Source organism: Paenibacillus sp. JDR-2, from assembly GCF_000023585.1.
Taxonomy (GTDB): Bacteria; Bacillota; Bacilli; order Paenibacillales; family Paenibacillaceae; genus Pristimantibacillus.
Genome location: NC_012914.1, coordinates 6,920,663 through 6,934,926 on the forward strand (window position 1 = coordinate 6,920,663; position 14,264 = coordinate 6,934,926).

General features: G+C 52.0%; 13 protein-coding genes. 5 read left to right on the forward strand and 8 right to left on the reverse strand.

Annotated elements, in window-relative coordinates:
• Positions 1-133: 133 nt before the first annotated feature.
• The 3 genes from PJDR2_RS30385 to PJDR2_RS30395 all read right to left on the reverse strand — a co-directional run bounded on the left by PJDR2_RS30385 (position 134) and on the right by PJDR2_RS30395 (position 3,295).
• Positions 134-1,750 (reverse strand): histidine kinase N-terminal 7TM domain-containing protein, encoded by a 1,617-nt coding sequence (locus tag PJDR2_RS30385; RefSeq protein WP_015847583.1) that lies wholly within the window; start codon positions 1,748-1,750, stop codon positions 134-136.
• An 85-nt stretch (positions 1,751-1,835) separates the two neighbouring features.
• Positions 1,836-2,567, reverse strand: coding sequence for a class I SAM-dependent methyltransferase (locus tag PJDR2_RS30390; protein ID WP_015847584.1), 732 nt, complete (start codon positions 2,565-2,567; stop codon positions 1,836-1,838).
• Between the two features lie 119 nt (positions 2,568-2,686).
• Positions 2,687-3,295, reverse strand: coding sequence for a TetR/AcrR family transcriptional regulator (locus tag PJDR2_RS30395; RefSeq protein ID WP_015847585.1), 609 nt, complete (start codon positions 3,293-3,295; stop codon positions 2,687-2,689).
• Positions 3,296-3,517: 222 nt separating this feature from the next.
• Here PJDR2_RS30395 and PJDR2_RS30400 point away from each other — a divergent pair, with 222 nt between their 5' ends.
• Positions 3,518-4,276: an SDR family oxidoreductase gene (locus tag PJDR2_RS30400; RefSeq protein ID WP_015847586.1), complete on the forward strand. Its 759-nt coding sequence runs from the start codon at positions 3,518-3,520 to the stop codon at positions 4,274-4,276.
• Positions 4,277-4,340: 64 nt separating this feature from the next.
• Here the strand turns inward: PJDR2_RS30400 and PJDR2_RS30405 are convergent, their stop codons facing one another.
• Positions 4,341-5,240, reverse strand: a complete 900-nt coding sequence (locus tag PJDR2_RS30405) for a LysR family transcriptional regulator (RefSeq protein WP_015847587.1) — start codon at positions 5,238-5,240, stop codon at positions 4,341-4,343.
• Between the two features lie 121 nt (positions 5,241-5,361).
• Between PJDR2_RS30405 and PJDR2_RS30410 the strand changes: the two genes are divergently transcribed.
• From PJDR2_RS30410 to PJDR2_RS30420, 3 genes are all read left to right on the forward strand, one after another.
• Entirely contained in the window at positions 5,362-6,816 is a 1,455-nt protein-coding gene (locus PJDR2_RS30410; RefSeq protein WP_015847588.1) for an MDR family MFS transporter, read from the forward strand.
• Positions 6,817-6,916: 100 nt separating this feature from the next.
• Positions 6,917-7,588, forward strand: coding sequence for a response regulator transcription factor (locus PJDR2_RS30415; protein WP_015847589.1), 672 nt, complete (start codon positions 6,917-6,919; stop codon positions 7,586-7,588).
• Positions 7,585-8,574, forward strand: a complete 990-nt coding sequence (locus PJDR2_RS30420; protein WP_015847590.1) for a sensor histidine kinase — start codon at positions 7,585-7,587, stop codon at positions 8,572-8,574. Before PJDR2_RS30415 ends, PJDR2_RS30420 begins: the two co-directional genes overlap by 4 nt.
• 107 nt (positions 8,575-8,681) lie before the next feature.
• Here the strand turns inward: PJDR2_RS30420 and PJDR2_RS30425 are convergent, their stop codons facing one another.
• From PJDR2_RS30425 to PJDR2_RS30440, 4 genes are all read right to left on the reverse strand, one after another.
• Complete coding sequence (locus PJDR2_RS30425) at positions 8,682-10,649, reverse strand: ABC transporter permease (protein WP_015847591.1); 1,968 nt, start codon at positions 10,647-10,649, stop codon at positions 8,682-8,684.
• A complete protein-coding gene (locus tag PJDR2_RS30430; RefSeq protein WP_041614832.1) occupies positions 10,646-11,392 on the reverse strand; it encodes an ABC transporter ATP-binding protein in 747 nt (248 codons plus the stop codon). The genes PJDR2_RS30425 and PJDR2_RS30430 overlap by 4 nt, the downstream gene beginning before the upstream one ends.
• Positions 11,393-11,515: 123 nt before the next feature.
• Positions 11,516-12,253: a GDSL-type esterase/lipase family protein gene (locus PJDR2_RS30435; RefSeq protein WP_150106583.1), complete on the reverse strand. Its 738-nt coding sequence runs from the start codon at positions 12,251-12,253 to the stop codon at positions 11,516-11,518.
• A 117-nt stretch (positions 12,254-12,370) separates the two neighbouring features.
• Complete coding sequence (locus PJDR2_RS30440; RefSeq protein WP_015847594.1) at positions 12,371-13,228, reverse strand: class II fructose-bisphosphate aldolase; 858 nt, start codon at positions 13,226-13,228, stop codon at positions 12,371-12,373.
• A gap of 411 nt (positions 13,229-13,639) precedes the next feature.
• Here PJDR2_RS30440 and PJDR2_RS30450 point away from each other — a divergent pair, with 411 nt between their 5' ends.
• Entirely contained in the window at positions 13,640-14,164 is a 525-nt protein-coding gene (locus tag PJDR2_RS30450) for an aldehyde dehydrogenase family protein (RefSeq protein WP_041613720.1), read from the forward strand.
• Positions 14,165-14,264 lie beyond the last annotated feature (100 nt).

Here is a 14,264-nt window from a genome sequence, read left to right on the forward strand (position 1 = left end):
TTCGACACTAACTGACGCAAGGTGAAACGGCTTCGCCGTCCTTAGGCGGGAAGGCCCGTTCCAATTCGGAGTCTAAGGCAGATATATAGGAAAAAACTTATAACCTCTTAGAAGGCAAAAAAGCGCCTCTCCGTTAACGGAGAAGCGCTTTTTTGCCTGGCTCTATATGGGCTGAACGGACCGTGTTCCGTCCACTGTTCTTGGCTTCGTACAAAGCATTGTCGGCTGCCTTCAGCAGCTGATTAATGCCTCCTCCCGCTTCTTTGCACCCTGCTCCCGCCATGGCAACGCCAAAGCTCGCCGTCACGGAAAGAGGAGGCTCGGAAGTCGCCGCCGCGATAGTCTGCGCGGCAATCTCGCTGCGGATCCGCTGCGCAGCGGTTTCCGCTTCCTCATGGGACAAACCCGGCATTGCGACTACAAATTCCTCGCCGCCATACCTGCCAAATACGTCCTCCGGACGAAGCAGCTGCCGGCAGATGTCGACGACATGCAGCAAGGCGCGGTCTCCAACATCATGGCCGTAAGCATCGTTAATCTGCTTGAAATGATCGATATCGAACAGGAGCAGGGCAAGCGGCTCGTCCTGCTCAGCCGATTGGTGCAGGAGCGCTTCGCTTAAATGAATGAAGTGAAGACGGTTAAAAATCCCCGTCAGACCGTCATGATAAGCAAGCACCCGAAGCTGCTCCTGAAGCCGCACTCTCTCCGTTATGTCAATCATAACGATCAGCTTGCTCGTCTCAGGGCCCCTTCTCTTCCGGATAAAAGAAGAGCGGATCTGATAATAGTAGGACTGCATGCCAACGGTCCACTTCACCTCATCGTAGATATGGGGCATATCTCCGCCCGCCTCCGCATCCAGGTCGAGCATCAAATGATCCGTATGCAAGGCAAGCAGCGGCTCAATCGCCTGCCCAAGCGCAGAGGTAGTAAGCTCCGGGAGAATAGCTGCGGCGGCCGGGTTAAAGTCGACCAGACGGTTATTCCGGTCTAATACCAGTACCGCGTCGTTCATGCTCTCAAACAGCGTATCCCTGGCGACCGGCGCAACGTTCAGCATTCCCTTCGATACCAGCCCCCACATATACAAAGCCGCTGTAATGGCCATGATGACGGGAATCGGGTCAATGCCGTCCGGCGTCAGGTTGCCCAAGTAGAGAAAATCTCCGGCTATCGGCAGGAGGAGCCCCACCATCATCGTAATATGCTGAAGACGGTAAGAGGAACGCATCCGGTTCCAATAGATCAGCAGCAGAGCCACTCCGCCAATCATGCAGCCAAACGTATAACCACCCTGAATGATATACCAAGGCCCCGCATTTAATTCGACTTTATGAATACCTTCGCCTATCTGCAACTCGACGGAACGGTAATAGAAATGATGCATGTCGTTTGTCATAACAAGCACAAGCGTAATAAACGGCATCAGGTACATCAAATACCGCATCTGCCATTTCAATAACCTTTCCATTCCAAGGAAATACATGATCAGCATCAGACTAACCGGCGGAATAAAAGGCATCCCAAAGTATTCGACCGTAATCCAGAACTTCACTTCCTTTAGCGTACCGGCAGACAGCTCTAAAGCAGAACCAAATATATAGATGGCCGACAGAAAGCACATCGCAATAAAGGTCCTCGCCATTGCCTGCTTGGAACGGTTCATGAACACGTAAATACCCATTATGATATTGATAACACCGGCTGTAACCATCAACGTCAAAGCAGCGGAATAAGGCGTTCCCATACTTGGTGCACTCCGTTATGAAAGATTGGCTTTTGCAACTGATCGTAACACAAATAACAGCAATTGTGGACGGTTCCTGAAATTTCTATTTCTGCGCTGCCAGCAGCAGGAACATCGGACGCCGCGTCTCATCCTTCATCTCGGCATATTGATCCAAGGCCTCTTGCGAAGGGCCTGGTTCGGCAACCTCCGTCATGCGGAATCCCGCCTGGATAAGTGCATTCATAATGGACGATAAGGTGCGATGATACTTGATGACATCGGAGTCCAGAAAACGGGCGATACGCGAGCCTTCATCCTGATAATGGTCGACCGGCCAGTGCAGCCGCTCGCCCGATGGGCCATAATGCCAGTCCTGTGCGGCAACGGCCGTAAAGACCGGATGCTCCATGGACAGGACAAAGCTTCCTCCCGGAGCTAGACTATCGTAAATCTTGCGGCATGCCCCTTCGAAATCCTCCACGTAATGGAGCGCCAGCGAGCTGATGACGGCGTCAAACTCTCCAGGCTCAAAGGAGATATCTTCGATAGCCGCCTGACGGTAGGTGATCGCGGCATCCGCGTTAAATGATTTGGCGCGCGCGATCATTTTCTCCGATATATCAATTCCCAGAACGGAACGAGCGCCTTGCTCCCGCGCATAGCGGCAGTGCCAGCCGTAGCCGCAGCCGAGATCCAGTACCCTCTTATCCTTCAGGTCCGGGAGCAATGTGCGCAGGACATGCCATTCCCCCGCAGCCTCCAGGCCGCCGATTGAACGGGCCATCTGACTATATTTATCGAAAAAATCCGGATCATCGTATTTGTTTTGCTTCATAACTTTCCACTCTCCTTTTATCATTCAGCCTTTCCAGGCATTCTCGACATCATTTTTTATAAATACCCTTTCTCTTTTATATCGGCATTCGTATAAGAATTGAACGGTTCCGGGTGGCCTTACGGCTTGCCCGGTTTTTTTGTCTTGGCGACAGACGGCCGCCATTGAATAAGCTTCACCAGCTGCTCCTGCATGTAAGCCGGAGAGTAAGGCAGACCGTTTTCAATCCAGTAGAAGATCAGTCCTAGCAGCGCATGATTCGAATAAACGGATAGCAGCTCGGCATTTATTCCTTCCAGAGTCGGGTGCTCCAGCTCATCCCTTGAGATCTGCTGAATGGCAACGAACATCTTCTCTCTCAGATGGGAATGCGCGTTGCTCTTCAGCAGCAGGGTGTACAGCTCGGCATGCTGCTGAATATGCTCGAAAATTTTAACCGAATGGGCAGGCAGCTCATGAATGCGGAAATACTCCTCGTTCTCGTAAGGAGCGCGGAACGACTGCAGCAGTTCCCCGATCAGACCGTGAATAATATCGTCCAGCAGGGCTTCCTTGCTCTCATAATGCGAGTAGAAGGTCCCGCGGTTATAATTGGCAAGCTCCACAATCTCCGTAATGGAAATGTCATCGAAATCCTTTTGCTTCATAAGCGTGAGCAGCGCCTGCTTTAACGCCTCCCTGCTGCGGATCACCCGGCGATCGACAGCTTTGCTATGATGATCACGCATGCCATCCCTTCCTTTTTCCAAAAAGTTTTTTTCAACAAACGGCGGCGGTTTGTTCGTTAACGCACATTTCGCGAGGTTTTACTGATTGAGGCTTGCTCCACACCTTTATTATACTAAAAACAAACAGTTGTACTTATAACCGACAGCTGTTGAAAAACACTTTTTTAAACCTTCGCATGAAGGACATGCATACAAACCAAGTGAAACCGGGAGGAATTAACGATGAGACTATCGGGTAAAGTTGCAGTTATTACGGGCGCCGCTTCGGGTATGGGCAAGGCGATTGCCGAGTTGTATGCCGCGGAAGGAGCAAAGGTGGTCGTATCCGACCTTCGCGCGGAAACCGCTCAAACCGTCGTTGACGGAATCGAGGAAAAAGGCGGTACGGCGGTTGCCGTGGCAGCCAACGTTGCGAAAGAGGAAGATGTACAGCAGCTGATCGATACGGCGGTAGAGAAATTCGGCACGGTCGATATTCTCGTTAACAATGCCGGCATTATGGACAACTTTGTCCCTGCCGCCGATTTGACGGACGAGCTGTGGGAGCGCATCTTTGCCATCAATGCCACCGGCCCAATGCGGACCATTCGCAAGGTCCTTCCTCTCTTCCTGGAGAAAAAAGCAGGCGTTATCGTAAATATCGCTTCCGCCGGCGGCCTGTTTGGTTCCCGTGCCGGCGCAGCTTACACCGCCTCGAAGCACGCCGTTGTTGGTCTTACGAAAAACGTCGGCTTCCAATACGCCACGCAAGGCATCCGTTGCAATGCCATCGCTCCCGGCGGCGTAAATACGAATATCGGCACTTCAATCAATGCTCCAAGTCCGTTCGGCATGGAACGCGCTATGGTTGGCATTCAGGTGAATCCTCGCGCAGGCGAACCTGAAGAGATCGCTAAAGTTGCCTTGTTCCTGGCTTCGGATGATTCCAGCTTCGTGAACGGTACCGTTGTAACGGCTGATGCCGGCTGGACGGCTTACTAAAATTTAATTGTTATCAAACAAGCGTCAGCCCATTGGGCTGGCGTTTTTTTTAATTCAATATAATCTAAACTTCAATATAATCGAGAAACTTCCGGGCCAGCCGCTGCTGGCTGCCTCTCTTCGAATAGATGCCGCCAAACGTGCCGCTCGCATCCAGGCGATAACCGGCCAGCGGGACCGCTACAATCCTTCCGCTCTCCACATAAGGATCATCCCTCAGCATAAGGCTGGACATCAGACTGATGCCAAGGCCCTCCGCGACGCTGCGCTTTATGACCTCGGGGTTGGTTGTCGTGAAAATAACGTTAATCCCGCCGCACACCTGCTTAATATCCTCCGTCACACCGTCCCAGAAGCTGCTTGCCGACATAATAAACGCATGATTGGCCAAATCCTTCAGCATAAGCTCCTTGTTAAGCGCCAGCACCGAATCCCGGGGTACAATCGCTTGCAGCTCCCCTTTGTATTGAAAGGAGTGGAAGGCAATCGGTTCCGGCAGTCCGTCGCTCGTATAGGGGTTAAGCGAGATTAATCCCAGATGAGCTTTATCGTGGACGATTCGGTCTATGACTATCCGGCTCTCCAGCTCAATAACCATCACTTTGATTTGAGGATAATCCTTCTTAAACCTCGCCAGCGTCTTGGGCAAAAAAGTCATGCTTAAGCTCGGGATCGTCGCGATGACCAGCTCGCCTTTATAAACGGAAGTAATCGACTGCACCTCTTCCTTGATCTCGTCGACCTTCATCAGAATTTCGAGCACCTTCTTGATGATCGTTATGCCATCCTCGGTCGGCACGGTTCCGTTACGGGAACGCTTGAAGAGCGGAATGCCGATTTCCTTCTCCAAGAGCGAAATAGATTGGCTGATCGCGGATTGGGACACATGAAGATTCTGCGCGGCCAGCGACATGGAATTCGTCTCGAATACTTCCTTCACATATTCCAATTGTTCGATATTCATGGACGACCTCTGCTCTTTATATTAGCGTTGCTTATATTACCATCAACAATAGATGGTATCCCATCTGAATTCATTATATTATAATCGACCTCACGAAAATAAGTGGAGTGTGAGGTATTTTATGAATGCGAAGCAAGACGACAACCGGTTCTGGTTCGTTATACTCGCGATCTTTTTCGGCAATTTCTCTTCGATCTTGAATTCGGGAACGGTAACGGTTGCCCTGCCCTTCATGATGAAGGATCTTCATTCGGACCTGAACGATACGCAGTGGGTAACAACCGGCTTTATGCTCGCCATGGGGTCAATTGCCCCTATTGTTGGTTACTTGGGGGATAAAATCAGTTATAAGCGGCTTTATATGTTCTCGTTAGTCGGCTTTCTCATTTGCTCGGTCTTGTGCGGCTGCTCTTGGAATATCGGTTCCCTTGTCCTCTTCCGGATTCTGCAAGGCCTGTTCTGCGGGGCGATTCTGCCTGCAACGTTAACTATCGTCTATCAGGCGGTTCCGGCGGAAAAGCAAGCGCTTGGCGTCAGTCTATGGAGCGTAGCCAGCATGTTTGCTCCAGCCATTGGCCCAACCCTTGGCGGTCTACTCACGGAGTATTACGGCTGGAAGGCCATCTTCTTCATGAACATCCCGCTTGCGCTATTGGCGATCGTGCTGGCTTCCCGTTACCTGCCGATGCAGCAGGTCAACAAAGGCAGCTCCCTGGATCTAGCCGGGTTGCTCACTGCCGTAACGGGCAGCACATCCCTGATGATGTATTTCACGCAAGGGAATAAAATCGGCTGGTTTTCCGGCTGGGGAATCCTATGGATTACGCTTGGCGTAGTCAGCATTGCCTTGTTCATCCGGCGGGAGCTTACGGCGAAAGCGCCTCTCCTTAATCTCCGGGTTTTCCGGCATACGACCTTCACCTTTGGTATTGTCGTCAACTGTATTTTGACCATCGGCTTGTACGCGGGCGCCTTCTTGCTCCCAATCTATATGGAAAATGCCCTTGGCTCCTCCTCCTTGACGGTAGGGCTTATGATGCTGCCGGGCGCTTTGCTTATGATAGGGGCTTCTCTCCTGTCGGGAAGGCTTCACGGGAAAATCCGTCCGGAATATCCGCTGCTTGGCGGCGCATTTCTGCTCATCATCGCGACATGGGCATTCAGCCGTCTATCCCTGACAACGTCCTACGCGTTTATCATCGGCTGGATGATCTGCCGTTATGTCGGGCTTGGCTTCTCGTCTCCGAATATCATGACGCTCTCGATGAGCGCCATTCCGAAGGAGTCTACCGGGCATGCTTCCGCGATTACGAACTGGCTCCGCCAGGTCATTGCTTCCTTCGCGATTGGCATATTCAGCTCGGTTTACTCGGTCCGGACGCAGACGCATTTCACCGAGCTTAGCTCAAGCGGCGGGGTGAAAACCTCCCTGCAGGAGACCGCCTCCGTCCTCGCCATGAACGATACGTTTATCGTGGCCTGCGTCGTTACGGTTGTTGCGATTCCGTTTATTCTCGTTCTAAGCTCCCGCTCCCGCATCAGCGGCGAAAAAGCAGCCTCGACCGTTTCCAAATGATATCGGAAAGCCCCTCTATATCCGCATAGAGGGGCTTTCGCCATTTGAAAATGATATAATTCACCTTATACAAGCCCGCCTGGAGCAGGAGGTAAAGCCGTTGTTTCGGATTATGATTATTGAAGACGACGAGAAGATTCGGCGGATTGTCGCCGACGCGTTACGCAAATGGCAGTATGAAGCAATCGAGCTGACATCCTTCGATAACGTGCTTGGCGAGTTCGAGGCCGCGCAGCCGCATTTGGTGCTGCTTGACGTCAATTTGCCCGTGTTTGACGGGTTTTACTGGTGCCAGCAAATCCGCATGGCGTCGAAGGTACCGATTATTTTCATTTCGTCCCGCAATCAGAATATGGATGTTATTATGGCGATTAATATGGGCGGGGACGACTTCGTGCAAAAGCCGTTTGACCTTGGCGTGCTGGTGGCAAAGGTCAGTGCGCTGCTCCGCCGCAATTATACGTATCAGGACGACAACCTGCAAATGTCGCACCGGCAGCTTGTTTTCCATCTGTCTAATTCCTCCGTGCAGTACGGGGACCAGACGGCCGAGCTGTCGCGCAACGAGTTTATTATTCTGCAGACGATGATGCGCAGCATTGGCAAGATCGTCTCGCGCGATGATCTGATGCAGGTGCTGTGGAATGACGAGCAGTTTATCGACGATAATACCTTGACCGTAAACGTCAACCGGCTGCGCCGCAAAATCGCGGTGCTGGGGCTGGAGGACTTTATCGCGACCCGTAAAGGAATGGGGTATATCATCGAATGAGCTTCTGGCGATTCCTGAAATACGAACGGCCTTATTTTCTATTATACGGCATCGCTTTTCTGCTGACGGTTGCGGTATTCGCCACGGATCCGCAATCGTCCTGGCATTGGCCGACGTTCTTCTACGCGCTTACGCTAGTCGTGCTCTCGCTTGCCGCTTTTACCGCCTACCGCTATACGCGGAACCTGCAGGCGATCCGCCGGATGCAAAGCGAGGACGCCGAGCCATTGTCGCTCGAGGCGGAAGCTTACCGGGATACGCTGGAGGAATCGGGCATCGCCCATATCCGTTCCTTGAACGAAGTGCAGGCGCGGCAGAAAGAATATTACGACTTCATCATCTCCTGGTTCCATGAGATCAAGACGCCTATCTCCGTACTCCGCCTGATGCAGCAGACCGAGGTTGATCCGCAAAGCCTGAACGAAGAGCTGTCGCGGATCGAGCATTATGTCGATCAAGCCTTGTATTACGCGAAGCTCGACAGCTTCAATCAGGACTATGAGATGGTTAATTGCGATCTGGAGCCGCTCGTTAAGGATGTCATCAAAGCCCATTCGAAGTCGTTTATCTCGAAAAGAATCCGCGTTCAGCTCGACCTCCCGTCCACCGTCGTCCAAAGCGATTCTAAGTGGCTGCTCTTCATTATTAATCAGATCATAACGAACAGCCTGCAATATACAAGGGATCATGGGGAGATCAGCGTGAAGGCCGCCTTCACTGCCGAGGAGAAGCTGCTGATCTTTCGGGATAACGGTATCGGCATTGATGCCCAGGATATGCCTCGCATCTTCAACCGGGGATTTACGGGATTAAACGGCCGCACGCATGCCAAGTCGACGGGCATGGGATTATATCTGGCCCAGGAGCTATCCAGAAAGCTGGGGCATTACATCACCTGCGAGTCCGCACCGGGCAGCGGCTCGGTGTTCACGATCCATTTTCCAAAGCATCATGACCCTTATTTGGATACGCTTCAGCGAACTTAACAAAGGGCTGTCCCAAACGTCATGAATTGACGATGGGACAGCCCTTTCGATCCTGAATTCATTGGAGCAAATCCAACTTACGGTGTTTAATGGCTTATGTCCATCGCTTACGGATTCTGATTAATAATTCGGTAATACAGATTGGCCGACGAGAAGTAGAACACCAGATAAATGAAGAAGAATACCCCAATGATGCTCCACACGATGCCCGGCAGCTCCGGGAAATCCGTTACCGAGTCCAGAATGTAATATTTGATAATCGTCCAGCTGTACAACATCCCAAGCACGATTGGCGGCAGGAAGACAAACAGCAGCTGCTTGCGGATTACGCTCCGGAACTGGCGGTTGTGGATGCCCATTTTGCGCAGGATGGCATATTGGAGCCTCTCGTCGGTTGCTTCACGCAGCTGCTTGAAGTAGATGACGCTCGCCAGCGCGAAGGTAGCGATCAGAGCCAGGAAGCCGGCGGCAAACAGCAGCAGGGACGAGCTCTCGATTTGCTTCGAATAGATATCCGCAAACGAGGAGTAGTAAGCTTCTTTGTTTTGGGCGACAACAATGCCATGAACTTGCTTGGATAATTTCTCCGCGTTTTTGGCGTCCGATAGCCCGTAAATCTCGAAGCTTTTTTTCTCCGTCCCGCCGCTTAGCTGCCCGTAAGCCTCATCCGAAACCACAAACACCGGGGGCTTCTTGTCCATGGACAGTACCGGGTCGGTAGCCCAGCCAAGGTAAGCATAGTCTTTTTTCTCCACGATCGTAAAGGTCTTCTCGCCATCCGCTTTTACCGTGAAGTCAGGCATCTCTCCGGCTGCATAATGCTTCGGAAAATCAGAGCCTTGGGAGAGGGCAACAGCCTCCATTCCTTTCAGCTCTACCTTTTGCTTATCGCCCCGCAGACCGATTAGTTCATTGTAGTCCTTCTCGGCGATCAGCCACAGGCCGGGAACATAATACTCCGGGTTGTCAAAGGCTACCCCACGGTCCGTCACCGGTTCCGCAACCAGGGCCTCAGGCTTCAGATGATAGTTGATTTCATGGCCGGAGCCTTCGATCATCTCGTCAATCTTCTGATTGGCCGCTGAATCGAGGGTTTCATAGGCGATTGCATTCGGCACGTTCATGCCAACCGCTTCGAACTGCACCTTGTAGTTGATCGTTACAAAACAGAGCAGCATTACAATCACCGCGCTGAACAAGGAGATAAACGTCAGGTTCAGCGTGTTGCCCCGGATTTGAAAACGGAGCGAGGACGTCCACAGGACGGTATTGCCTTCATGGTACTTGCGCCCGCGGCTGATCATTTGCAGCAGCCATCCGGCAAACTGACGGAAGAAAAGGTACGTTCCTCCAACGATGCCTATGGCCGTAGCAATCAGGCTAAAGACCCCGTAATCCTGCCAAACGGCCGAATATTGACCGCTGCAGATAAGAAATAAGGCGAGGCCAATCAGCAGAATGGCCAGAATCGCCATCACGGGGGATACGCGTACCGGCTTCTCCGCCTTTTGCTTGGCATGGAACAGCTCCGTCAGCTGCACGCGGTTAACCAAAATGTAACTTTGCGCGCTGACGATCAGCGCGATCAGAAGGATAACCCCGGCTGCCGTCGCCATTGCTCCAATCGGGAAGGACAACGAGATGACCTGATCATACTGCATCAGATTCATAAGCAGCATGCCGAACAGCTTCGACAGCAGCCCACCGAGCAATATCCCGATAACCAGCGAGATAGCGCCCATTACAAGCGTCTCGTAGAAAACCATCCGTACAAGCTGCCGCTCGTTCAGGCCGTACAGGAGATACATGCCGAACTCTTTTTTCCGCTGCCGCATGAAGAACGAATTGGCGTACAGGATAAAGAAAATAATGAACAGGAAGATAACGACGGACGCAATGGCTACCCCGGTCCGGAACAGCTCCCGGTTCTGCAGCGCATCGATAATGTCTCCGTTGTACATGAGCGAAGAGAACGTATATTGAATAATAACGCCGATAATCATGGACATCAGATAAATGGAATACAGGCGGAAGTTGCGTTTGACATTGCGGATCGTCAGATCGAACAGGCTCATCGCAGCTTGCCCCCTATGAGGCTTTGCGTCTCCAGAATGCGCTCGTAGAAAGTCTTCTGGCTCTGTTCACCCGCGTAAATCTCGCTTACGACCGCCCCGTCCCTGAGGAATACAACCCGCTTGCAGTAGCTCGCCGCATAGCTGTCATGCGTAACCATCAGTATGGTTGTGTTAAAAGCCGCGTTAAGCGATACAAGCTGCTCAAGCAGTTGGGTCGCCGAGCGCGAATCGAGCGCGCCCGTCGGCTCATCGGCAAATACGATCGCCGGCTCCGTAATAATCGCCCGCGCCGAGGCTACGCGCTGCTTCTGCCCGCCGGAAATCTCGCTTGGGTACTTCGCCAGCAGCCCTTCAATGTGGAGCGCCTCGATAATCGGCATGAGCCGCTCCTCCATCTCCGTCGCCTTGAACTGGCGCAGCGACAGGGGCAGCAGGATATTTTCTTTCACCGTCAGCGTGTCGAGCAGATTATAATCCTGGAAAATAAACCCCATCCGCTCCTGGCGGAATTGACGAAGCGACTTCTTCTTCATATCAAGAAGCGATTTCCCCTCAATCCATACCTCGCCCCCGCTGAACCGATCAATCGTGGAAAGCACGTTCATCAGCGTTGATTTGCCCGATCCCGAAGGACCCATAATCGCCGTAAGCTCGCCGGGCTGGACCGTCAGATCAATGTTTTTCAATACGGGAGTAGCCCCGTAGCTCTTTGATAAGTTTTTTGTCTGGATAACCGTCTCCATCTCCATCACTAAGCCCCTCTCCTCTTTCTATCTTTAATATAGACAGATCGGAGAGAGGCATCCATCGAAGTAAGATCGTTCCAAGTGACGTTTTTGTCACGATGGCGGTCGGCAACCCCTACTCTAATTCGACTTTGGCCCGATAACCTTGCTCAGCGCATCCGCCCACAGCTGATAGCCTTGCTCCGTCAGGTGACAGGTATCAAAAGCAATCCCGCGCGGCAGCGTTCCGTCTTCGGCTAACATCGACGGCCCAATATCAAGGAAGATTAATCCCAGCTCAGCGGCCAGCTCCGCATACAGCTCGTTCATCCGGCCGATCAGCTTGCGGCGCGGATCCTCCGGAGATTCCTCGCGCGGGAATACCGCCATCAGAATGATCCTTGCGGCAGGAGCATGCCGGCGAACACGCTCAACAACCGCGCGTACACCGTCGCGGACCTCCTCCGCCGTGCTGGAACGTGCGTTTTCGGTATCGCTTGTATTATTCGTGCCGATGTTAATAACAACCCACTCCGGAGAGAGTCCCTCGAACTGCCCGTTATCCAGACGCCACAATACATTTTGCGTCCGATCCCAGCCAAAACCGAGATTAAGGACGCGGCGGCCTCCAAACACGGACTCCCAGGCTTGTCCCGTTCCATGCTGGCTTGCGGAGACCGGAAGACCTCCCCAGAAATGCGTAATCGAATCGCCGATCAGAACAATTTCCGGATTAATCTCAGGCTTGATCCGCAGTACCTGCTCGTGCCGCTCCCACCAGTCGTAGCTGTCCTCTTCCAGCTTTGTCGCGGGAATAACGGCCGTATTTACCGTATGCGTTTTCATGAACTTGTTGCCTTCTGCTGCTGTCTTATTCACCTAGATCACCCTGTCCCTATGATTTGACTCTATTATAGCGGAGCGCCGTCACTTTCAACCACGAAAAAAAGGCTGAACAGCCGCGAGAGGCAGCCGTTCAGCCTTTTTATATCATTCTTACGCTTTGTTCGAGGAACCGAACTCGCGGATTTTACCCATAACGGTTTGTTTGATCGCTTCGCGGCCTGGAGCCAGGAATTTACGCGGATCGTATACATCGGAGTCTTTAGTCAAGATCTCGCGAGCAACTTTAGTGAACGCAATTTGGTTCTCTGTGTTCACGTTGATTTTTGCAGTACCCAGGGATACGGCACGTTTGATGTGCTCAGTAGGGATACCAGTACCGCCATGCAATACGAGTGGAAGCTTGATTGTTTGGCAGATCTCTTCCATTTCTTTGAAGCCCAGTTTAGGCTCGCCTTTGTAAGGGCCATGAACGGAACCGAGGGCTGGAGCCAGGCAGTCGATACCTGTACGTTGTACCAGCTCTTGACACTCTTTAGGGTCAGCGTAGATTACGCCTTCAGCAATAACGTCGTCTTCTTGGCCGCCAACTGTACCCAGTTCAGCCTCAACGGAAACGCCGCGCTCATGAGCGTAAGCAACAACTTCGCTAGTGATGCGAACGTTCTCTTCGAACGGATCATGCGAAGCGTCGATCATAACGGAAGTGAAGCCAGCGTCGATCGCTGCTTTACATTTTTCAAAGCTGGAGCCATGGTCCAAGTGGATTGCAACTGGAACCGTGATTTTCATTTCTTCGATCAAAGCCGATACAATGTTCGTAACCACTTTGAAGCCGCCCATATAACGAGCCGCGCCTTCAGATACGCCCAGGATTACCGGGGATTGCTCTGTTTGAGCAGCGTCAAGGATCGCTTGCGTCCATTCCAGGTTATTGATGTTGAATTGACCAACAGCGTAACCGCCTTGCAAAGCTTTGTTCAGCATGTCTTTCATTGATTCCAATGCCATTGTTAAATCCTCCTCAGATAAATGACTAGACCTTTCAATCATACCCAATTCAACTGCTGTTATGCGGTTCCAACCGGCAGATCTATCGGCCCGAACGGAATGGGCGTATGTACTCGTTCACGTTCTCTTTAAGTCAATATGTTATCACAAAATTCGCCATAAGACTACCTATTGGAGGTCAAGCTCCTTTGCCGCAAGGCAAACCAGAGCATCTTGAAAATTGTAAGCGCTATAATAGAAGCAAGTAATATAAGCGCGATCCAGAAGAAAGCCGCCAGCCACGGAGCATCTTGAAAAGGCCCGCGATAGACGACAAAAAACGAGTCGCTGTACCCGAAATCATCCGTTTTTCCGGGCGATTCGAATAGTGGTTTATGACGGAAACGAGAATCAAGATAACAAAGCCTCCTCATGGTGGCGATAGGCTCCATCACCTGCCGGATATGTACATTCGGGTATTCGCCCAGAAAAGCAGCCAATAACTCCGGCAGCACGCTCGTAAGCGAAGCACCAAGCGTAATGCTGCCGCGCCTCGTGCTCGAAGGAGAACGAATCGGCGGAGTTGTAACGCCATTCGTCTTTGCCGATGTGGATCCGAAATCGCGCCTGGCCCAAACGGAAATCTTCGGACCTATCGCTTCGATCATTCCGTTTGAATCGGATGACGAAGTGCTGGCGCTCGTAAACGATACGGAATACGGCTTGTCCGGCGCCGTATTTACGACGGATCTGGACAAGGGCGTTGCCTTTGCCCGCGCTTTCGAAAGCGGCATGACCCATGTCAACGACACGACGATCAACATGGACATGAAAGCTCCTTTTGGCGGCGAGAAGGCTTCCGGCATCGGCCACTACCATGGCGAGATCGGCTTCGAAGAATTCACGACGGCCAAATGGGTATCGGTCCAGAAGGACCGCCGCCTGTTCCCGTTCTAATTCCATTCTTATATACAGCCCGCAAGTTGGCCATCAGGCCTCTTGCGGGCTATTATTTTGCTGATTTTTACCGTAGATTAACCATTTATAGGCAGGAGCT